This window comes from Lysobacter solisilvae (assembly GCF_016613535.2).
GTDB lineage: Bacteria > Pseudomonadota > Gammaproteobacteria > Xanthomonadales > Xanthomonadaceae > Agrilutibacter > Agrilutibacter solisilvae.
Window position 1 is genome coordinate 921,645 of the sequence record NZ_CP071518.1, and the last position, 20,823, is coordinate 942,467.

The 20,823-nt window shown below is 69.8% G+C and carries 11 protein-coding genes; 1 reads left to right on the forward strand and 10 read right to left on the reverse strand.

Annotated elements, in window-relative coordinates; translation table 11 throughout:
- Nucleotides 1-2 precede the first annotated feature (2 nt).
- The 10 genes from I8J32_RS04155 to I8J32_RS17785 form a co-directional block, all read right to left on the reverse strand.
- Complete coding sequence (locus I8J32_RS04155; protein ID WP_200614931.1) at nt 3-647, reverse strand: sensor histidine kinase; 645 nt, start codon at nt 645-647, stop codon at nt 3-5.
- Nucleotides 644-2,404: a response regulator gene (locus I8J32_RS04160; protein ID WP_200614930.1), complete on the reverse strand. Its 1,761-nt coding sequence runs from the start codon at nt 2,402-2,404 to the stop codon at nt 644-646. Before I8J32_RS04160 ends, I8J32_RS04155 begins: the two co-directional genes overlap by 4 nt.
- Complete coding sequence (locus I8J32_RS04165; RefSeq protein WP_207526771.1) at nt 2,404-7,848, reverse strand: HAMP domain-containing protein; 5,445 nt, start codon at nt 7,846-7,848, stop codon at nt 2,404-2,406. Before I8J32_RS04165 ends, I8J32_RS04160 begins: the two co-directional genes overlap by 1 nt.
- 177 nt (nt 7,849-8,025) lie before the next feature.
- Nucleotides 8,026-8,250, reverse strand: a complete 225-nt coding sequence (locus tag I8J32_RS04170) for a hypothetical protein (protein WP_200614926.1) — start codon at nt 8,248-8,250, stop codon at nt 8,026-8,028.
- 233 nt (nt 8,251-8,483) lie between these two features.
- Nucleotides 8,484-9,389 carry an AEC family transporter gene (locus I8J32_RS04175; RefSeq protein ID WP_200614925.1) on the reverse strand — a complete coding sequence of 302 codons (906 nt, stop codon included), beginning with the start codon at nt 9,387-9,389 and terminating at the stop codon, nt 8,484-8,486.
- 87 nt (nt 9,390-9,476) lie between these two features.
- The gene (gene ggt / locus I8J32_RS04180; RefSeq protein ID WP_200614923.1) at nt 9,477-11,189 is read right to left on the reverse strand and encodes a gamma-glutamyltransferase; all 1,713 of its coding nucleotides are present in this window, start codon (nt 11,187-11,189) and stop codon (nt 9,477-9,479) included.
- Between the two features lie 119 nt (nt 11,190-11,308).
- Nucleotides 11,309-12,349, reverse strand: coding sequence for a hypothetical protein (locus I8J32_RS04185; RefSeq protein ID WP_207526772.1), 1,041 nt, complete (start codon nt 12,347-12,349; stop codon nt 11,309-11,311).
- A 159-nt stretch (nt 12,350-12,508) separates the two neighbouring features.
- Nucleotides 12,509-15,013: an ATP-binding protein gene (locus tag I8J32_RS04190; RefSeq protein ID WP_207526773.1), complete on the reverse strand. Its 2,505-nt coding sequence runs from the start codon at nt 15,011-15,013 to the stop codon at nt 12,509-12,511.
- A gap of 443 nt (nt 15,014-15,456) precedes the next feature.
- Nucleotides 15,457-15,831, reverse strand: a complete 375-nt coding sequence (locus I8J32_RS17780; protein WP_207526774.1) for an EAL domain-containing protein — start codon at nt 15,829-15,831, stop codon at nt 15,457-15,459.
- Nucleotides 15,831-16,649, reverse strand: a complete 819-nt coding sequence (locus I8J32_RS17785; protein ID WP_207526775.1) for an EAL domain-containing protein — start codon at nt 16,647-16,649, stop codon at nt 15,831-15,833. Before I8J32_RS17785 ends, I8J32_RS17780 begins: the two co-directional genes overlap by 1 nt.
- Before the next feature lie 346 nt (nt 16,650-16,995).
- On the opposite strand from I8J32_RS17785, the gene I8J32_RS04205 reads away from it, so the two are divergent.
- Nucleotides 16,996-20,715, forward strand: a complete 3,720-nt coding sequence (locus tag I8J32_RS04205; RefSeq protein ID WP_200614916.1) for an indolepyruvate ferredoxin oxidoreductase family protein — start codon at nt 16,996-16,998, stop codon at nt 20,713-20,715.
- Nucleotides 20,716-20,823 lie beyond the last annotated feature (108 nt).

The following is a 20,823-nucleotide window of genomic DNA, read 5'->3' on the forward strand; positions in this document are numbered from 1 at the left end:
CTTCAAGCTTCCAGCGGCAGCTGCGCCGTCAGCACCAGCATCCCGTCCTGCTCGGCCACGTCCAGCCGGCCGCCGTGGGCCTGGGCGATCGCAGCGGCGATGGGCAGCTGCAGGCCCAGGCCGTCCTCGCACAGCCGTGCCGGCAGCGGGGCTTCCAGCAGGCGCGCGGGATGGGCCAGCAGTTCGGGCGGGCACGCCAGGTGGCGCTCCAGCCGCACGGTCGCGCCCTGGCGCTCGACGATCAGCGGCGCGGGCAGGACCTCGTCCGGGCTCAGGCGCAGTTCGCGCAGGGTGCGCAGCATCTGGATCAGCCGCGAATCGTCGGCGCGCATGCGCAGCGGCGCGCTCTCGTCGGGCTGCTGCACCGGCGCGGCGTCGTTGCCGTTGGCGGCCAGCACGGCCAGCGTTCCCACGTCCGTCTCGGTCATCGGTCCCAGCAGGCGGCCGTACTCGGCGCGCAGCCCGTCGGCGAGTTCATCGATCATCGCCGCCAGGCGGACGCCCTGGCGCTCGACCACCTCCAGCATGCGGGCCTGTTCCTCAGCGCCGATGTCGCCGCAGCGCAGCAGGTACGCCGCGGTCTGCAGCGGCGCCAGCGGATTGCGCAGGTCGTGGGCGACACGCCCGAACCAGTCGGCGTGGCTCACGGCGATTCCTCGTAAGTCGGGTCGTTTGGATGTGGGAGCGGTTCCTGGCGTCGGCACAGGCGGCGCACGGCGTCCAGTTCCGGCGGCTTGACGAGGTGTTCGTCAAAGCCGGCCTCCATGCTGCGTCGCCGGTCCTCCGGCTGGCCCCAGCCGGTCACCGCCACCAGCGACAGGGCGTCGCCGCCCGGCCGTTCGCGTAGTGCGCGGGCCACGTCGAACCCGCTGCGCCCGGGCATGCCGACGTCGAGGAACACCAGGTCGGGCGCGAAACGGTCCACTTCCTGCTCGACGGCGTACGGGTCGTAGAGCTGGCTGACGTCGTGGCCGAGGATGCGGATCAGCGTGGCCAGGGTGTCGGCGGCGTCGCGGTTGTCGTCCACCACCAGCACGCGCACCGGTGCGCTCGCCGGCTCGGCGCCGGCGTCCGGCGCGGGCGGCTCGGGCAGCACCAGACCGTCGCCGCACGGCAGCACCACGGTGAAGGTCGCGCCCTGCCCCGGCCCGCCGCTGGCGACCGCGACGCGGCCGCCGTGCAACGACACCAGCCGCTGCACCAGGGTGAGCCCGATGCCCAGGCCGCCGTGGGTGCGATCGACCGCGGTATCGAGCTGGCGGAACGGATCGAACACGGTCTGGGCGTCTTGCGGCGACAGGCCGATGCCCTGGTCGATGACCTGCACGCTGACCTCGCCGGGGGGCTGCCACTTCACTTCCAGGGTGATGGGCTTGCCGGGCTCGGAGTACTTGGCCGCGTTGTTGAGCAGGTTGGCGAACACCTGCGCCAGGCGCGCGGGGTCGGCGTAGAGCGTCACCGGCTGTTCGGGCAGGTGCACGCTCAGCTCGTGGCCGAACTGGCTCAACAGGGGCTGCGCGGTGTCGATCGCGTTGCGCACCACTTCGTCCAGCAGCACCACGCAGCGGCGCAGCAGCATCTTGCCGCGCGTCACGCGGGCGACGTCGAGCAGGTCGTCGAGCATGCGCACCAGCAGCGCGAGCTGGCGCTCCATCAGTTCCTGCAGGCCATCCACGCCGCCTTCCTGCGCCAGCCGCCGGATCGCCAGTGCGTTCTGCAGCGGCGCCAGCGGGTTGCGCAGTTCGTGCGCCAGGGTGGCCAGGAATTCATCCTTGCGTGCGTCGGCGTCGCGCAGGCGCTGTTCGGCCTTGGCGCGCTGGGCGACTTCCACCCGCAGTTCGGCGTTTCGCGCGGCCAGCTCGGTGTTGGCCTGGCGCAGCGACTCGTTGAACTGCTCCAGCTCGCGCGAACGCTCGGCCACCAGCGACTGGTTGTACGCGGCCAGTTCGGCGTTCACGTGCTGCAGCTCGCGCCGCTTGCGGAACAGTTCGGACAGCACTTCGACCTTGCTGCGCAGGATCTCGGGGATCACCGGCACCAGCACGTAGTCGACGGCGCCGAGCTTGTAGCCGCGCAGGCGGTCCATGTCGGTGACGTTGACGGCGGTCACGAAGATGATCGGGGTCTTCTCGAACCGCGGGTGCTGGTGGATCAGGCTCGCCGTCTCGAAACCGTCCATGCCCGGCATGTTGACGTCGAGCAGGATGACCGCAAACTCGTCCTCCATCAGCCGCTTGAGCGCCTCCGTGCCCGAGGAGGCGTCCACGAGGCGTTCGCCCAGCGGCTCCAGGATGGCGCGATAGGTCAGCAGCCGGCCCGGCTGGTCGTCGACCAGCAGTACGTTGACCGGCGCATCGCCGACGCCTGGCGGCGTCGGCTCGGGGTCGCGGGTACTGTTCGGCATCAGCGATGCAGCCATTGGCGCAGCATTCCCAGCAGTTGGTCGGTGACGACGGGCTTGGCGAGATAGTCGGAGGCGCCGGCCTCCAGGCATTTCTCGCGGTCGCCCTTCATCGCCTTGGCGGTGAGCGCCACGATCGGCAGGGAACGCGAATCGGGCTGCTCGCGGATCGCGCGCATCGTGTCGTAGCCATCCATGCCCGGCATCATGATGTCCATGAGCACCAGGTCGATGGCCGGGTCGGAGGCGACCTTCTCGATCGCCTCCTGGCCGGTGCCGGCGGTGACCACGTCCATGCCGTGGCGCTCGAGCACGCTGGACAGGGCGAAGATGTTGCGCACGTCATCGTCCACCACCAGCACGCGCTTGGCCTTGATCGCGTCGTCGGACTCATGCAGGCGCTGGACCATCTTCTGCTTGGCCGGCGGCAGGTCGGCGATCACGCGGTGCAGGAACAGCGCGGTCTCGTCGAGCAGCCGCTCCGGCGATTCGACGCCCTTGATCACCACGCTGCGCGCGGCTTTCTTCAGGCGCTGGTTCTCCTCGGCGGTCAGCTCCTTGCCGGTGAACACCACGATCGGCACCGACTGCAGGCGCGGGTCGTCCTTGACCTGCTCGAGCAGGTCGAAGCCGCTCATGTCGGGCAGGCGCAGGTCGAGCACCGCGCAGTCGTACGCGCCCTCGCGCAGCAGCTGCAGCGCCTCGGCGCCGGAGGCGACGGTGTCGATCGCGACGTCGTCGTGGCGGATCAGTTCCTCGATGCTCATGCGTTCGCGGGCGTCGTCCTCGATGACGAGCAGGCGCTTCACCCGCGGCACGGTGTAGTCCTTGATGCGCTGCAGCGCCTCGCTGATCGATTCGCTGCTGGCCGGCTTGGCCAGGTAGGCGAAGGCGCCGCGCTCGATGCTCTGGTGGCGCTCTTCCTCGACGGTGATGATCTGCACCGGGATGTGGCGGGTGGCGGAGTCCTGCTTGAGCCGCGCCAGCACCGTCCAGCCGAGCATGTCGGGCAGGAAGATGTCCAGCGAGATGGCCGTGGGCTTGAACTCGCGCACCAGCCGCAGCGCGTCGCTGCCGCGGTTGGCCACCAGCACGCGGAAACCGCGCGAGCGGGCCAGGTCGCGCAGCACGGCCGCGTAGCGCGGGTCGTCCTCGATCACCAGCATGATCGGATCGCCGGGCACCACCAGGTCGCGATCGTCCTCGATCTGCTCCGGCACCGGGGCCTGGCGCTCCGGCGACAGGGCCGCGACGGCCGCCGGCACGCTGGCCGCGCGCGCGGCGTGGGCGCTGTCCGGACCGGTGTAGCGCAGCGGCAGGTACAGGGTGAAGACGCTGCCCTTGCCGACGCTGCTGTGCAGCTTGAGTTCGCCGCCGAGCAGGCCCGCGATCTCGCGGCTGATGGCCAGCCCCAGGCCGGTGCCGCCGTACTTGCGCGAGGTGCCCGCATCGGCCTGCTGGAAGGCCTCGAACACGATCTTCTGCTTCTCCGGGGAGATGCCGATGCCCGTGTCGCTGACCTCGAAGAACACCACGTTGGGCGACTCGTCCAGGATGGTGTGGCCCGGCGTCCAGCCGTCGTGCGCCAGCCCCATCTTCAGGCGCACCGCGCCCTGGTCGGTGAACTTGAGCGCGTTGGACAGCAGGTTCTTGAGGATCTGCTGCAGGCGCTTGGGGTCGGTGGTGAGCGCCTCGCCCAGGCCGGGGTTGATGTCGACCACGAAGTCCAGCGCGCGACGCTCGGCCTCGTGGTGGAAGCCGCGCAGCATGTTCTCGCGCAGGTGCTCGAAGGAGATCTCCTCGCTGTCGACGGTGACCGTGCCCGACTCGATCTTGGACAGGTCCAGGATGTCGCTGATCAGGTGCAGCAGGTCGGTGCCGGCGGCGTGGATGGTCTTGGCGAACTCGACCTGGCGGCCGCTGAGGTTGGCGTCGGGGTTCTCGGCCAGCTGCTGGCCCAGGATCAGGATCGAGTTGAGCGGCGTGCGCAGCTCGTGCGACATGTTGGCCAGGAACTCGGACTTGTAGCGCGAGGTGAGCGCCAGCTCCGCGGCCTTTTCCTCCAGCGCGCGGCGCGCGTGCTCGATCTGCAGGTTCTTGCGTTCCACCTCGCTGTTCTGCTCGGCCAGCAGGGTCGCCTTGAGCGCGATCTCCTCGTTGGTCTGCTGCAGCTCCTTCTGCTGCGAGGTCAGCTCGGCCGCCAGCTGCTGCGACTGCGACAGCAGGCGTTCGGTGCGCATCGAGGCCTCGATGGTGTTGAGCACCAGGCCGATGGAGCGCGACAGCTGTTCCAGGAAGGCGCGCTGGCTGGGCGTGAACTCACCCAGCGAGGCCAGTTCGATCACCGCCTTGACCTGGTCCTCGAACAGCACCGGCAGCACGATCACGTTGCGCGGCACGGCATTGAACAGGCCCGAGGAGATCTGCACCGAGCCGGGCACGACCTGGTCGAGCAGGATGATGCGGCCCTGCGCGGCGCACTGGCCGATCAGGCCCTCGCCGAACTGCAGCGTGCGCTCGTCGTCCACCTCGCGCGAATCGGCGTAGCCGGCCAGCTGCCGCAGCAGCGGGCGTCCGCCCACCTCGCTGGTCTCCACCACGTAGATCACGCCCTGCTGGGCGTTCACCAGCGGCGCCAGTTCCGACAGCAGCATGTGGCCTAGCGTGATCAGGTCGCGCTGGCCCTGCATCATGCCGCTGAACTTGGCCAGGTTGGTCTTGAGCCAGTCCTGCTCGCGGTTGGACTCGGTGGTGGCACGCAGGGTGCCGATCATCGCGTTGATGTTGTCCTTGAGGTCGGCCACCTCGCCGCGCACGTTCACCGTGATGCTGCGCGTCAGGTCGCCCTGGGTCACCGAGGTGGCCACCTCGGCGATCGCGCGCACCTGGTTGGTCAGGTTCGCCGCCAGCTGGTTCACGTTGGCGGTGAGGTCCTTCCAGATGCCGGCGGTGCCCGGCACGTTGGCCTGGCCACCCAGCCGGCCTTCCACGCCCACCTCGCGGGCCACGGTGGTCACCTGGTCGGCGAAGATCGCCAGCGTGTTGGTCATCGCGTTGATGGTGTCGGCCAGTTCGGCGATTTCGCCCTTGGCCTCCACGGTCAGCTTCTGGTGCAGGTCGCCGTTGGCCACCGCGGTCACCACCTTGGCGATGCCGCGCACCTGGGTGGTGAGGTTGGAGGCCATCTGGTTGACCGAGTCGGTCAGGTCCTTCCAGGTGCCGGCCACGCCGGGCACGCGCGCCTGGCCGCCCAGCTTGCCCTCGGTGCCCACCTCGCGCGCCACGCGGGTCACTTCCGCCGCGAAGCCGTTGAGCTGGTCCACCATCGTGTTGAGGGTGTCCTTGAGCTGCAGGATCTCGCCCTCGGCGCCGACGGCGATCTTGCGCGACAGGTCGCCCTTGGCCACCGCGGTGGCCACCTCGGCGATGTTGCGCACCTGGGTGGTGAGGTTGGACGCCATCGAGTTGACGTTGTCGGTCAGGTCCTTCCACGTACCGGCCACGCCGGGCACCTGCGCCTGGCCGCCCAGCTTGCCCTCGGTGCCGACCTCGCGCGCCACGCGGGTGACTTCCGCCGCGAAGCCGTTGAGCTGGTCGACCATCGTGTTGATGGTTTCCTTCAGCTGCAGGATCTCGCCCTTGACGTCCACCGCGATCTTGCGCGACAGGTCGCCCTTGGCCACCGCCGTGGTCACCTCGGCGATGTTGCGCACCTGCGCGGTCAGGTTGGACGCCATCGAGTTGACGTTGTCGGTGAGGTCCTTCCAGGTGCCGGCCACGCCCGGCACGGCGGCCTGGCCGCCCAGCTTGCCCTCGGTGCCCACCTCGCGCGCCACACGCGTCACCTCCGCCGCGAAGCCGTTGAGCTGGTCGACCATCGTGTTGATGGTGTTCTTCAGCTCCAGGATCTCGCCACGGACGTCCACGGTGATCTTGCGCGACAGGTCGCCGCGCGCCACGGCCGTGGTCACCTCGGCGATGTTGCGCACCTGGCTGGTGAGGTTGGACGCCATCGCGTTGACCGAGTCGGTCAGGTCCTTCCAGGTACCGGCGATGCCGGGCACCACGGCCTGGCCGCCCAGGCGCCCTTCGGTGCCGACCTCGCGCGCCACGCGGGTCACTTCCGCCGCGAAGCCGTTGAGCTGGTCCACCATCGTGTTGATGGTGTCCTTGAGTTCGAGGATCTCGCCGCGCACGTCCACGGTGATCTTGCGCGACAGGTCGCCCTTGGCCACCGCCGTGGTCACCTCGGCGATGTTGCGCACCTGGCTGGTGAGGTTGGACGCCATCGAGTTGACGTGGTCGGTCAGGTCCTTCCACGTGCCGGCGACGTCGGGCACCTGCGCCTCGCCGCCGAGCTTGCCTTCGGTACCCACCTCGCGTGCCACGCGCGTGACTTCCGCCGCGAAGCCGTTGAGCTGGTCGACCATCGTGTTGATGGTGTTCTTGAGTTCCAGGATCTCGCCGCGCACGTCCACGGTGATCTTGCGCGACAGGTCGCCGCGCGCCACCGCCGTGGTCACCTCGGCGATGTTGCGCACCTGGCTGGTGAGGTTGGAGGCCATCGCGTTGACCGAGTCGGTCAGGTCCTTCCAGGTACCGGCCACGCCGGGCACGATCGCCTGGCCGCCCAGCCGCCCTTCGGTGCCCACCTCGCGGGCCACGCGGGTCACTTCCGAGGCGAAGCCGCGCAGCTGGTCCACCATCGTGTTGATGGCTTCCTTCAGCTGCAGGATCTCGCCGCGCACGTCCACGGTAATCTTGCGCGAAAGGTCGCCGTTGGCCACGGCGATGGTCACTTCCGAGATGTTGCGCACCTGCGCGGTGAGGTTGGAGGCCATCTGGTTGACCGAGTCGGTCAGGTCCTTCCACACGCCCGACACGCCCTTGACCTTGGCCTGGCCGCCCAGCTTGCCGGCCGTGCCGACCTCCAGCGCGACGCGGGTGACCTCGGAGGAGAACTCGCCCATCTGGTCGATCATGCGGTTCACGATCGTCGCCGAGCGCAGGAACTCGCCCTGCAGGGGACGCCCGTCGGCTTCCAGTGGCACGGTGCGGGTCAGGTCGCCCTTGGCCACGCCGGCCATCGCCTCGGTCATCGTCTCCACGGGACGGATCAGGTCGTCGATCAGGTCGTTGACCGAACGCTCCATGCCCGCCCACGCGCCCTGGCGGTTGGCGGGGGTCAGGCGCTGGCGGGTCTGGCCTTCGCGGCCGACCTTGACGCCCACCCGCTGCAGGTCTTCGGCCAGGCGGCGGTTGGAGGCCACCAGCGCGTTGAACGCTTCAGCCAGCTTGCCCTCCACGCCGGACCAGTGGACCGGCAGCGAGACGGAAAAATCGCCCGCCCGCACGCCCTGCATTGCCGTCAGCAGGGCGAGCAACGGGTCGTTGGCGTCTTCCTGCTGGCGCGGGGGCTTGGCCCGCCGCTTTGTTTCGATAGTCACGATCCCCCCAAAGCCACGTACGCAGCTGCCCACTGAAAATCAAAGGAAGCTAGCCGCGCGCGCGTGATGGCAGCATTCACGCCTTGTCGACACTGCGTATGGCGCGCAGACGGCGCGCAGGAATGCGCCGCCAGGCGCCGCCCGCGGTCGCGGGGGTAGCGACCGCGGAAGGATGCCTCAGCGGGACCAGCTCATGTCCATCGAGGTCAGGAACGGCGCCTTCGGCGGCGCGTAGAACACGGCCGTCTTGACCGCCTCGCCCAGGCAGGTGGCCACGGCCGTGTCGGTGTCCAGCCAGGTGCGCACGACGCGGCCGGTGGCGTCCAGTTCCATCACCAGGCCGACCGGGGTCAGCGCGCTGCGCGGCGTGCGCGCGGTGCACTTGCGGATGGCGCGCTTCATGAAATCGGCCTGGGCCTGGGCCAGGTCGGCGACCTGCTCGCCGTCGAGTTTCGCCTCGTCCTGGCTGGCCGCCTGGCGTAGGTCATCTCGACCTCACTGGCCTGCGCGGCGGGCGCCAGCAGGGCGCCGATGGCAATGGCGGCGGTCGCGAATCTGATGGGGCTGGCCATGGGACGTTCTCCGGCGGTGGGAATGGGCGAACGCGCGAACGGGCCGGACGGGGTCTGCGGATTTCAGGCGGACCACCGCGCCCACAGGGGCAGGCTCAACAGGGACAGTAGCAGCCCGTAGCCGACCATGGCGGCGGCCAGCCGCGGTGCCAGCCGGTGGGCGATCGCCAGCGCCCCGGCGGTCACCATCGGCGGCATCGCCGACTCCAGCACGGTGGTCCGCGCCACGTCGCCGGCCAACCCGAGCCAGGACACCAGCAGCACCGCCAGCGCGGGCATGACCGCCAGCTTCAGGCCCAGCCCGGCCGCCAGCGGCACCAGTTCCTCACGCGGCAGCGTCAGGCGCACCGACAGGCCGATCGCCAGCATCGCCAGCGGCAGCAGCGCTTCGGCCAGCCGCTGCAGGCCGCCGTCGATCCAGCCCGGCGGATCGGCGGGCATGACGGTGAAACCCAGCAGCAGCGCCCACAGGGGCGGAAACTTCAGCACCCGCATCAGCATCTGCCGGGGTGTCGGCCGGGCGTCGCCGCCGTAGCGCGCCAGCACCCACAGGCCGAACGTCGACAGGATCAGGAATGCGCCGAACTGGTCGTACACCACCGCGTACGGCAGCGCGTGCTCGCCGACCAGCGCGCGCGTGAGCGGGTACCCCAGGAAGCTGGTATTGCCCAGCGCCACGGTGAGCAGCAGCACCGCGCGTTCCTCGTCGCGCAGCCGCAGCAGGCGCGCGAGCAGCGGCACCAGCACCAGCGTGGCGCCCAGCAGCAGCCACGGCACCGCGACGATGCCCAGCAGGGCCGGCTCCAGCTCCAGCCGCGGCGCATACCGCAGCACCGCCGCGGGCAGGCAGACGTACAGCACGACCAGGTTGAGGGTCTGCGCGGCGTGGTCCGGCAGCACGCGCAGGCGCTGGAAGGCGTAGCCCAGCGCGAGCATCGCCAGGATGAGGGCGAAGGCGTCGACGGCCATGGCTCAGTCGGCGCCTTGCGGCCATACCGCCCGGAACAGGCGCCTGCCGGCGGGCCGGGGCGAGTCGGTCCGCGTCATCCGGGAACTCTAGTAGCCCGCGGCCTGGCCATCCTTGCGCGATTCGCTCGCACCGATGTAGCCGCCATTCGGGTTGACCATGATCGCCTGGTAGCCGCCGTAGGGGCCGTCGGCGAAGCGCACGCTGTGGCCTTTGCGCATCAGCGCGCGCACGGTCTCGTAGGAAAAGCCGCTTTCCAGGTCGAGTTCGCCGCTGTCGCTCATCGCGGTGCCCTGTCCGGCCGGTTCGGTCGAGCCGTCGTGCTGGATGCGCGGCGCGTCGCCGGCTTCCTGCAGGTTCATGCCGAAGTCGACCAGGTTCATCACGATCTGGGCGTGGCCCTGCGGCTGCATCGCGCCGCCCATGACGCCGAAGCTCAGCCACGGCTTGCCGTCGCGGGTCACGAACGCGGGGATGATGGTGTGGAACGGACGCTTGCCGGGGGCGAACGAGTTCGGGTGCCCGGGCTTGAGCACGAACTGCTCGCCGCGGTCCTGGAAGATGAAGCCCAGGCCGGGCGGCGCCATGCCGCTGCCCATGCCGCGGTAGTTGGACTGGATCAGCGAGACCATCATCCCGTCCGCGTCGGCGACGGTCATGTAGATGGTGTCGCCTTCGTTGAGCTCGGGGATCACGCCCGGCTCCACCGCGCTGGCCGCCTTGTCCATCGACATCAGCTTGCCGCGCTCGCGCGCGTACTCCTTCGAGATGAGCCTGGCGGTGGGGGCGCGGTAGAAGTCCGGATCGGCGTAGGACGCGGCGCGGTCGGCGAAGGCGATCTTCTTGGCCTCGGTGAACAGGTGCACGTGCTCGGGGCTGCCGAAGCCGTAGCGCTTCAGGTCGTAGGGTTCGAGCAGGTTGAGGATCTGCAGCGCCGCGATGCCCTGGCCATTGGGCGGCAGTTCCCAGACGTCGTAGCCGCGGTAGTTGGTGCTCACCGGCTCGACCCACTGGCCGGTGTGCGCAGCCAGGTCCTCGTAGGACAGGAACCCGCCGTTGGCCTTGAAATAGGCGTCGATGGTGCGCGCGATCTCGCCCTTGTAGAACGCGTCGCGGCCGCCCTGCGCGATTTTCGTCAGCGTGTTGGCCAGGTTGGGGTTCTTCCACATCTCGCCGGTGCGCGGGCCGCGTCGCTGGCCGGCGCCGCCATCGACCGTGAACTGCTCCGAGTAGCCCGGCCACTTGGAGAGCACCGGCACGCTGCGGTTCCAGTAGTAGCTGATCACCTCGTGCACCGGATGGCCCTCGCGCGCGTAAGCGATCGCCGGTGCCAGGTTCTCGCCCATGGACTTGCGGCCAAAGCGCTCGTGCAGGGCGAACCAGGCATCCACCGTGCCCGGCACCGTCACCGGCAGCGGGCCGTGCGGCGGGATGTCGGTCAGGCCGCGGCGCTGGAACTCGGCCAGCGTCAGCGACTTGGGCGAACGGCCCGAGCCGTTGTAGCCGAGCAGCTTCTTCGACCTGGGATCCCACACGATCGCGAACAGGTCACCGCCCACGCCGTTGCCGGTGGGCTCCATCAGGCCCAGCGCGGCATTGGCCGCGATCGCGGCGTCGACCGCGCTGCCGCCGCTCTTCATGACGTCCAGCGCGATCTGCGTGGCCAGCGGGTGCGAGGTCGCCGCCATCGCATGCGGGGCGTAGACCTCGCTGCGGGTGGCGAAGGGCTGGCCGGTGACGCGGTCGGCGGCCTGGGCCGCGAAGGGTGTGGTGAGGGCCAGCGTGAGCAGGAGTGTGCGCATTCGGACGTTCCCGGTAGAGGCCATGGGAATCCTAGCGCCGCGGCCATGCCGGCGTCGTGCCGATGCGGGCGGGAAGGGGGAGCCGGGCACGCGATGGCGCGCACGGTCAGGGGCACTGGTCAGTACCTTTCGGTCGGCTTCCAGCCTGGCGGCGCGGGCCATTGGCCCCGGTCTTCGAGAATGGCGATCACCACCGCCAGTTCGCCCTGCTCCCACACCAGGGGCAGATGCTCCGGGCGCAGGTTCCTTGCACCGGAATCCATCGCCCATCGCAGGTTGCGCATGTGCTCGGCCCAGCGTGCGCGCTCGGCCGCGGTCAGTGCGCGTTGCTCGAGCCAACCGGTGCCCATGGAGGCGTAGATCATGTCGTTGCTGGCGGCCAGGATTCGCATGACCTGCTGGCACCGGGAAAGCCGGCGGTGCGTGAGCGGCTTGTCTCGTGGGCATGCGTCGAACAGGCGCCGCAGCGTGGGCAGGTAGGCCATCGACTGGCCATGGGCAGTCATGGTTGCCAGGTCTTGCATCCGGGGTGCGCGCCCGGCCTGGGTTTCCATCTGCGCCACGACCTCCTTGCAGACCGGCAGTGCCGGCAGGGGGCCGATCGCTTCCGCCATCGCCCGTGCAAAGTCACCGAAATGCCCGTCGACATAGGTCGCGCGCGCTGACTGCGCGAGCCAGGCCTCCAGGCCTTCCTCGTCGGGTGGCTGTGCCTTGTCGTAGGGCATGAGCATCCAGGCCGCCAGATTGTCCGGCTCCCGCGCCAGGACATGCGCCCAGGCCTGCTGGCTGGCGCAGTCGGGCGCGTGGCAGTGATAGGCGTAGAGCCAGGCGAGCGGCACGTCATCCGGGGAACGTGCGAGGGCCTGCGCCAGCTGACGCGTGTTGACGGGCCGCGGTTGGACGCCCGTTGAAACTGCCGGCATCCACGACAGGTGCTCGCCGATCAGCACGGCGCCGGCCGCATGGCGCGGGTCGTTACGCAACTGGCTTGAATGCAGGCGCCGGGTCAGCACGTCATCCAGGGCTGCCCTGGCAACGCCGCTGTGCGGGTGTGGGCTGGTCGTTCTGCGCGATGGCGGCAGGAGTTCCGATGCGGGCCAGTGATGCTGCGGTCGGTGCTCGCGACCTGGCCGCATCGACGGCCCGCGGCGCGGCGCCACGAGGATCAACGCCACGCGTTGCCGCGCCTTGACTCCCCGGCCCGAAACGCAGGGCGGCGAGGAGCGCCACCAACAGTGCGAGTAGGACCACCCGCAGGGAAGTACCTCGGCGTCCTGCCTGGGTCATCGCGATCGTCTTTGTCGTGGCGTCGCCGCGGGTCACGCAGGATAACGCGAGGCGACGAACAGGCTTAGTCGCTGCACCGCCGTTTCCACCTGCGTCACCAGCGGCAGCAGCGCCGACCAGTCGGCCTGCGGGGCGGCGGCTTCCAGTTCGCTGGCCGCCTGCGCCACCTCGCCTGCGCCCACCAGGCGGGCGGCGCCCTTGAGCTTGTGCGCCTCGCGCGCGAGACCCGCGGTATCAACGTGGTCGCGCGCGTGTGCCAGTGCGTGCAGGTCCTGCGTGGTGGTGTCCATGAAATCGCGCAGCACCGCGGCCTGGGCCCGCGGGTCATCGCCGAATTCGGCCAGGGCTGCCGGGTCGAGCACCTGCGGCAGGTCGAGTTGCGGCAGGCCGCCGGTCGTCGCGGTGTCCGTCAGCGGGCCATCCATCGCACCTTCGCCCGCGTCCGACGCGGTATGCGGCAGCCAGCGCCGCAGGCAGGCGGCCAGCACCGGCACCGAGACCGGCTTGGCGAGGTAATCGTCCATCCCGGCGGCAAGGCAGCGTTCGGCCTCGCCCTTGAGCGCGGAGGCGGTCAGCGCGACCACCGGCGTGCGTGGCAGAGCGCGTGCGCGTTCCTCGGCACGGATCGCGCCGGCCAGCGCGTAGCCGTCCATCTCCGGCATGTGCACGTCGCTGAGCACCAGGGCGAAGCGCCCGCTGCGCCACTGTTCCAGCGCCTGCACGCCGTCGGCGGCCGCCTCGCTCGCGTATCCGGCCAGCGCCAGCTGGCGGGCGATGACCATCCGGTTGGTCGGATGATCGTCGGCCAGCAGCACCAGGCTGCCCTCGCGTTCGGCCTGGGCGGGATCGGGCAACGGCCGCGGCCGGAACTCCGCGGCGCGGGTCGATGCGACCGCCTGCGTCGCCAGCTCGTCCTGTGGCGCGCGCGGCAGCGTCAGGTTGAGGCGCATCGTCGTGCCGGCGCCGGGGGCGCTGGCCATCGTCACCATGCCGCCCATCAGCTCGGCCAGGCGGGTGCAGATCGCCAGGCCCAGTCCGGTGCCGCCGTATTCGCGGGTGGTGTCCTGGTGGGCCTGCGAGAAGGGCTGGAACAGGCGCTGTTGCGCCTGGGCATCCACGCCGATGCCGGTGTCGCTGACACGGAAGCTGAGCAGGTCGCCGCCCAGCGGGGCGCCTGGCGCCGGCGCGCTCTCGCCGGTCCATTCCAGCGCGACTTCGACGTGGCCGGCGGCGGTGAACTTGATCGCGTTGGAGAGGAAGTTGCCCAGGATCTGGCGCAGGCGCAGCGCGTCGGCGCGGTGGGCGAGGCTGACGCGGTCGTCCACCTGGCAGGTCAGGTTCAGACCCTTGCTGGACGCCGCGCCGGTGTAGTTGGCCACCGTGCTGCGCACCACCGCCTCGAGGCTGACCACGCTCGGGCTGATCTCCAGGCGCCCGGCCTCGATCTTCGAGAAATCCAGGATGTCCCCGATGATCTGCAGCAGCGACTGCGAGGACTGCTGGATCACGTTGATGGCGTGGCGCTGGTCGGTGTCGAGCCTGGAATGGGCCAGTACCTCGAGCATGCCGGTCACGCCGATCATCGGTGTGCGGATCTCGTGGCTCATCGCCGCCAGGAACGAGGATTTCGCGTGGCTGGCGGCCTGCGCGCGCGCTTCGCTCTCGCGCAGCTCGGCCTCCAGCTGCTCGCGCTCGGTGAGGTCGGTGGCCACGGCGATCAGGCCGGTACGCCGGCCGTCGTCGTCGTGCAGCGCGGCCAGCGCCAGCAGCACCGGCACTTCGCGCCCGTCCTTGTGCAGCAGGCGGGATTCGGCCGGCGGCTGGTTGAGTTCGGCCAGCTCGTACATGCCGGTCCAGTCGTGATGCACTGGCCGGCCCAGGCGCTGGCTGACCTCGTCGACCAGTTTCTGCGCACTCTCGCGCGGGATCATCAGCGGCGCGTCGTCCGGCAGGGCGACGGTGCTGGAATGGCGCGGCACGCGCCCGACCACTTCGTCCGCGCGCCAGCCCAGCAGGCGTTCGGCGAAGGAATTGAACACGGTCCAGCGGCCCTGCCCGTCCATCGCGATGATCGCCACCTGCGCGGCATCCAGCAGCGAGCGCTGGAACGACTCGCGCCGTTCCAGTTCCGCGCGCGTGTGCTCGTTGCGCGCCAGCTGCTGGGTCAGTTCGGTCTCGAAGCCCAGCACGTCCTGGCGCATTTCCAGGAATGCGTCCATCACCGTGCCCAGTTCCCCGCCGCTGGGCACGTAACCCGGCTGGGCGGTGTAGTCGTGCTGGCGCATGCGCCGCGCCAGGAAGGTGAGGCTCTCCACGCCGCGATAGGCACGTCGCAACACCCGCCGGCCGATCAGCGCCGCCAGCAGCAGGGCGCCCAGCGACAGCCCGGTGCGCAGCGCGCTGACCCGGCGGTTGTCGCGCAGGTTGGTTTCCACCACCGCATCGGCGCGGGCGGTGGCCAGGTTGGACAACAGTTGCAGGCGGGCGGTCACCGGGTCGATGGCCGGGAACAGCCGGGTGTCGGCGAACCGGCCCAAGGGCGCGGATGTCCTTCTTGACCAGGATCGCGCGCAGCTGGGTCATCGCCGCGTCGGCGGGCCCGCGCTCGTGCGCGGCCGCTTCGAAATGCGTCTGCTCGATGTCCGTGCGCGGCAGGCGCGCGAGCGTGGCCCAGCCCTGGTCGATCTCCTCGCGCGCCTTGTCCAGGGCGGTGACGCCTTCCTCCCAGCCGATCAGGTAATTGCGCGTGCGGAAGGTGACGCCGATGACATCCAGGCCGTAGGCGTCGGACACGTTCTTGATCTCGCGCACGGCCAGCAGCGATTGCCCGCGCAGCGCCAGCAGCGATTCACGCGCGCGGTACTGGGCGAATTCGTCCAGCAGCAGCACCGTTGCGCCGGTGAGCAGGAACAGGCCGAACAGCGCCCACAGCTGCTGGCGGATACCCAGGCGGGCGGTCAGCGCGCGCAGCATGTCCCGCTTACGGCCGGCGCCAGCGGGCCAGGGCGGCGGCCAGTTCCTCGCCCGGCACCGGCTTGGAGATCAGATAGCCCTGGGCCATGCCGCAGCCCAGTTCCGCCAGCACCTGCCAGGCTTCGACCGACTCGACGCCCTCGGCCACCACGTCCAGGCCCAGCTTGCGGGCGAGATCGAGGCTGGCTTCGATGACCGCGCGCTTGCGTGGATGCGTGGCCACCCCGGCGACGAAACCCTGGTCGATCTTGAGTTCGGTGAACGGGATGTGCGAGAGCTGCGCCAGCGACGAATAGCCGGTGCCGAAGTCGTCGATCGACAGGCCGAAGCCCTTCAGCCGCAGCCGGGCCAGCACGCCCAGGCCGCGCGCGGCGTCGGCCATCACCGAGCTCTCGGTGATCTCCACAGGATGACGTCGCGCGGATCCACGCCCTGCTCGTGGGCGATGCGCTGGTAGCGGTCGGCGGCGGTCTCATCGGAGAGGATCTGCGGGGAGACGTTGATCGCGACCTTCAGCCACAGGCCCTGCAGTTCCCAGCGGCGCTTCCAGCGGCAGGCCTGGGTGAGCATGTGGTCGGTCAGCGCGCCGACCAGGCCTTCGCTTTCGATCAGCGGAATGAAATTCAGCGGCAGCACGACGTTGCCGTCGGGGCGGACCCAGCGCGCCAGCGCCTCGACCGCGACCGGCTTGCCGTTGGCGAAATCGACCTGCGGCTGGAACCAGGGCGTGATCTGGTCGCGCTCCAGCGCTTCGCGGATCGCCGGCAGGCTGACTTCGACCACTTCGTCGACGTCGCGGGCGTGCAGCGCGTCGTCGTAGCCGGTCAGCACCGCCGTGAGCTTGTCGCGGGTCAGGGGTTTCTCGACGCTGCCCAGCACGCGCAGGCCGTAGGCCCGCGCCATCGTCTGCACGGTGTTGAGCAGCGCCGGATCGAGCGCGCTGGCCACCACCACGGCGCGGGCCAGGCGGCGCTGGGCGACATGGCCGATGAACTCGATGCCGTCCATGCCGGGCATGTCCAGATCGATCACCAGGACATCGGGAGTCTGCAACGAGGAGCCCAGCAGTTGCAGCGCGCTGTGGCCGTCGGAAGCCTCCGACAGCACGCCGATGCCCATCTCGGTCAGCAGGCGCAGCGCCATCCGGCGCTGGAAGCCATGGTCCTCGACCACCATCACGCTCAGTCCGGCCAGCGACATCCGTCACTTCCCCACAGGCATTGATGTCCGCGCCACATGGCGGCGCCCCCGGCCCGGTTCCGGCCCGGCCCCACTGTAGCCCCGCCCCGCAGCCAGCGGGAGGGTCCGGTGGAGACCGGCCGCCCGAGCCTGTCGGCTTCAGCCAGCGGGGGCGCCCCACGCCGACGGATGGGCCCCTGACCCGGGCCCTGCGGCCCTCGGGGGGCGTCCGGCCGCACGGAGGCGGACTGCTATAATTCCGAGTCTTTGCTCGGTGTTTTCGTCCGCGGCCCGCGCCGTGGCGCATCACGCCGGGCGTTCCGCAGCCCCCGCGGCCCCCACCTCCGCGCGCCAGAGCCACGCCCCCATGACCAGCACTGCAGAACTCAGCTCGCCCTCCTCGGCGAACACGTCGCTCACCAATTCCGTGGTCGATCCGGACTACACGCTGGAGCACAAGTACAGCCGGGTGGAGGGCCGCATCTACCTGAGCGGCGTGCAGGCGCTGGTACGCCTGCCGCTCATGCAGCGCCTGCGCGACCAGGCCGCCGGCCTGAACACCGGCGGCTTCATCTCCGGCTACCGCGGCTCGCCGCTGGGCGGCTTCGACCTGGAACTGTGGCGCGCGCGCAAGCACCTGGAAGCCTCGGGCGTGAAGTTCACCCCGGGCCTGAACGAGGACCTGGGCGCGACGATGGTCTGGGGCACGCAGCAGACCAACCTGTTCCCGGGCGCGAAGGTCGATGGCGTGTACGGCATGTGGTACGGCAAGGGCCCCGGCGTGGACCGTTGCGGCGACGTGTTCAAGCACGCCAACGCGGCCGGCACCGGCCGGTTCGGCGGCGTGCTCGCGCTCGCGGCCGACGACCACAACTGCCGCAGCTCCACGCTGCCGCACGGCTCCGAGCATGAGTTCGTCAGCGCCATGATGCCGGTGCTCAACCCGGCCGGCGTGCAGGACATCCTCGACATGGGCCTGGTGGGCTGGGCGATGTCGCGCTACACCGGCCGCTGGGTCGGCTTCAAGACGATCGCCGAGACGGTGGAATCCTCGGTCTCGGTCGACGTCAATCCGCTCGCACTCGACATCGTCATCCCGACCGATTTCGAGATGCCCGAAGGCGGCCTCAACATCCGCTGGCCGGACCCGCCGCTGAACCAGGAAATGCGCCTGCACCAGTACGCGGTCAAGGCCGCGCAGGCCTTCGCCCGCGCCAACCGCATCGACCGCCTGGTCATCGATTCGCCGAACGCGCGCCTGGGCATCATCACCACCGGCAAGTCCTACCTGGACGTGCTGCAGGCGCTGGAATACCTGGGCCTGGACGTGCGCGCCTGCGCCGACCTGGGCATCCGCGTCTACAAGGTCGGCATGACCTGGCCGCTGGAACCGGTCGGCCTGCGCAGCTTCGCGCGCGGGCTGCAGGACATCGTCGTCGTCGAGGAAAAGCACGCCTTCATCGAAAGCCAGATGAAGGAGTCCATGTACAACTGGACCGATGGGCAGCGCCCGTCGATCGTCGGCAAGTACGACGAGAGCGGCGAATGGATCCTGCCGTCGACCGGCGAACTCACCCCGGCACGCATCGCCGGCGTCATCGCCCGGCGCATCCAGAAGTTCCACAACACCGAGCACATCGAGAACGTGCTGCGCTGGATGGCGGAGAAGGAATCCGAACTCGCGCTGCCGCGCGCGCAGTTCCCGCGCGTGCCGCACTACTGCTCGGGCTGCCCGCACAACACCTCGACCGTGGTGCCGGAAGGTTCGCGCGCCCTGGGTGGCATCGGCTGCCACTACATGGTCACCTGGATGGACCGCAACACCGACACCTTCACCCACATGGGCGGCGAAGGCGTCACGTGGGCGGGCCAGGCGGCCTTTACCGAAACCCCACACGTGTTCCAGAACCTGGGCGACGGCACCTATTTCCACAGCGGTTCGCTGGCGATCCGCCAGTCGATCGCCGCCGGCGTCAACATCACCTACAAGATCCTCTACAACGACGCGGTGGCCATGACCGGCGGCCAGCCCGTCGACGGCACGCTGTCGGTGCCGCAGATCGCGCACCAGGTGCGCAGCGAGGGCGTGGGCACGATCGTGGTGGTGTCCGACGACATCGCCAAGTGGACCGGCTGGGACAAGCCAGGCCGCGAGTTGTTCCCCGCCGGGGTCGAGTTCCATGACCGCAAGGAACTGGACGCGGTGCAGAAGCGCCTGCGCGAGGTGAAGGGCACTTCGGTCCTGATCTACGACCAGACCTGCGCCACCGAGAAGCGCCGCCGCCGCAAGCGCGGCAAGATGGTCGACCCGCAGAAGCGGGTGATGGTCAACTCGCTGGTCTGCGAAGGCTGCGGCGACTGCGGCAAGAAGTCGTTCTGCGTGTCGGTGCTGCCGAAGGAGACCGAGTTCGGCCGCAAGCGCGAGATCGACCAGTCCAACTGCAACAAGGACTACAGCTGCGTCAACGGCTTCTGCCCCAGCTTCGTCACCGTCGAAGGCGGCGGCCTGCGGAAGAAGAAGGCCTCCTCGGCCAAGGACCGCCTCGCCGACCTGCCGCTGCCGACGCTGCCGTCGCTCGAACAGCCCTGGAACATCCTGCTGACCGGCGTGGGCGGTACCGGCGTGGTCACCATCGGCGCCCTGCTGGGCATGGCCGGCCACCTGGAAGGCAAGGGCTCGACCGTGCTCGACCAGACCGGCCTGGCGCAGAAGGGCGGCGCGGTCACCACCCACATCCGCATCGCGGCCAACCCGGCCGACATCCACGCCGTGCGCATCGCCGCGGGCGAGGCCGACCTGGTGCTGGGCTGCGACATGGTCGTGGTCAACGACTACTGGGTGCTGTCGAAGGTCCGCACCGGCCGCACCAGCGTCGTGCTCAACAGCTACGAGGCGATGCCGGGCACCTTCACCACGCGCCCGGACATGCAGTTCCCGGCGACCGACATCGTGTCCGCGATCAGCAAGGCGCTGGGCGAGCCGGCCCAGGCCGCGGAAAAGCTGCACCTGGTCGATGCCACCCAACTCGCCACCGCGCTGATGGGCGACGCGATCGCGACCAACCTGTTCATCCTGGGCTACGCCTGGCAGCAGGCACTGGTGCCGATCTCGTTCGATTCGCTGATGCGCGCGATCGAACTCAACGGCGCCGCGGTCGAGATGAACAAGACCGCGTTCGCGTGGGGCCGCCTGGCCGCGATCGACCCGACGGCCGTCGCCGAGGCCGCCGGCCTGATCCGCAACGCGCCGACCACGGCCGAAGCCACCCCCCATGAGTTGCCGATGCTCAAGGCCGGCGCCTGGGAAGGCAACGAATGGGGCGCCAACGCCGCGCCCCTGCAGACCCGCGATGGCGACGACCTGCGCCACATCCCGGCGCACGGCGACGACAATGTCGCGTTCCTGCCGCTCGACGACGCGCGCCTGTCGCGTTCGCTGGACGAGCTGATCACCCGTCGCGTCGCCTTCCTCACCGACTACCAGGACAGCGCCTACGCGCGCCGTTACAGCGAGTTCGTGGCGAAGGTGCGGGCGGCCGAGGAATCGCGCGCGCCGGGCAGCACCGACCTCACCGAAGCCGTGGCCCGCTACGCCTTCAAGCTGATGGCCTACAAGGACGAGTACGAAGTGGCGCGCCTGTACACCAGCGGCGATTTCCGCCGGAAGCTGGAGCAGCAGTTCGATGGCGACTACAAGCTCAAGTTCCACCTCGCCCCGCCGCTGCTGGCCAAGAAGGACGCACAGGGCCGCCTGATCAAGCAGGAATTCGGCCCGTGGGTGTTCACAGCGTTCAAGTGGCTGGCCAAGGCGCGCCGTTTCCGCGGGACCGCGCTGGACATCTTCGGCAAGACCGAGGAGCGCCGGATGGAGCGCCAGCTGATCGTCGACTACTTCGCCACGGTCGACGGCCTGCTGGGCACGCTGGACCGCGGCAATGTCGACCTGGCGGCCGAGATCGCGTCCATTCCGGAACACATCCGCGGCTACGGGCACGTCAAGGAAGACCACCTGCACAAGGCCAAGGCGCGCGAGGCCGAACTGCTGAAGGAATGGCGCAACCCGCTGCGGATCGTGAAGGTGGCTTGAGGCGAGCCGTCACGCACGGATGAAAAAGCCCCGCGAAAGCGGGGCTTTTTGTTGGCGCCGAGAGTGGTCTGCCCCCCGGCGGGCGCGGGACCGTCACCGCTCTACCAC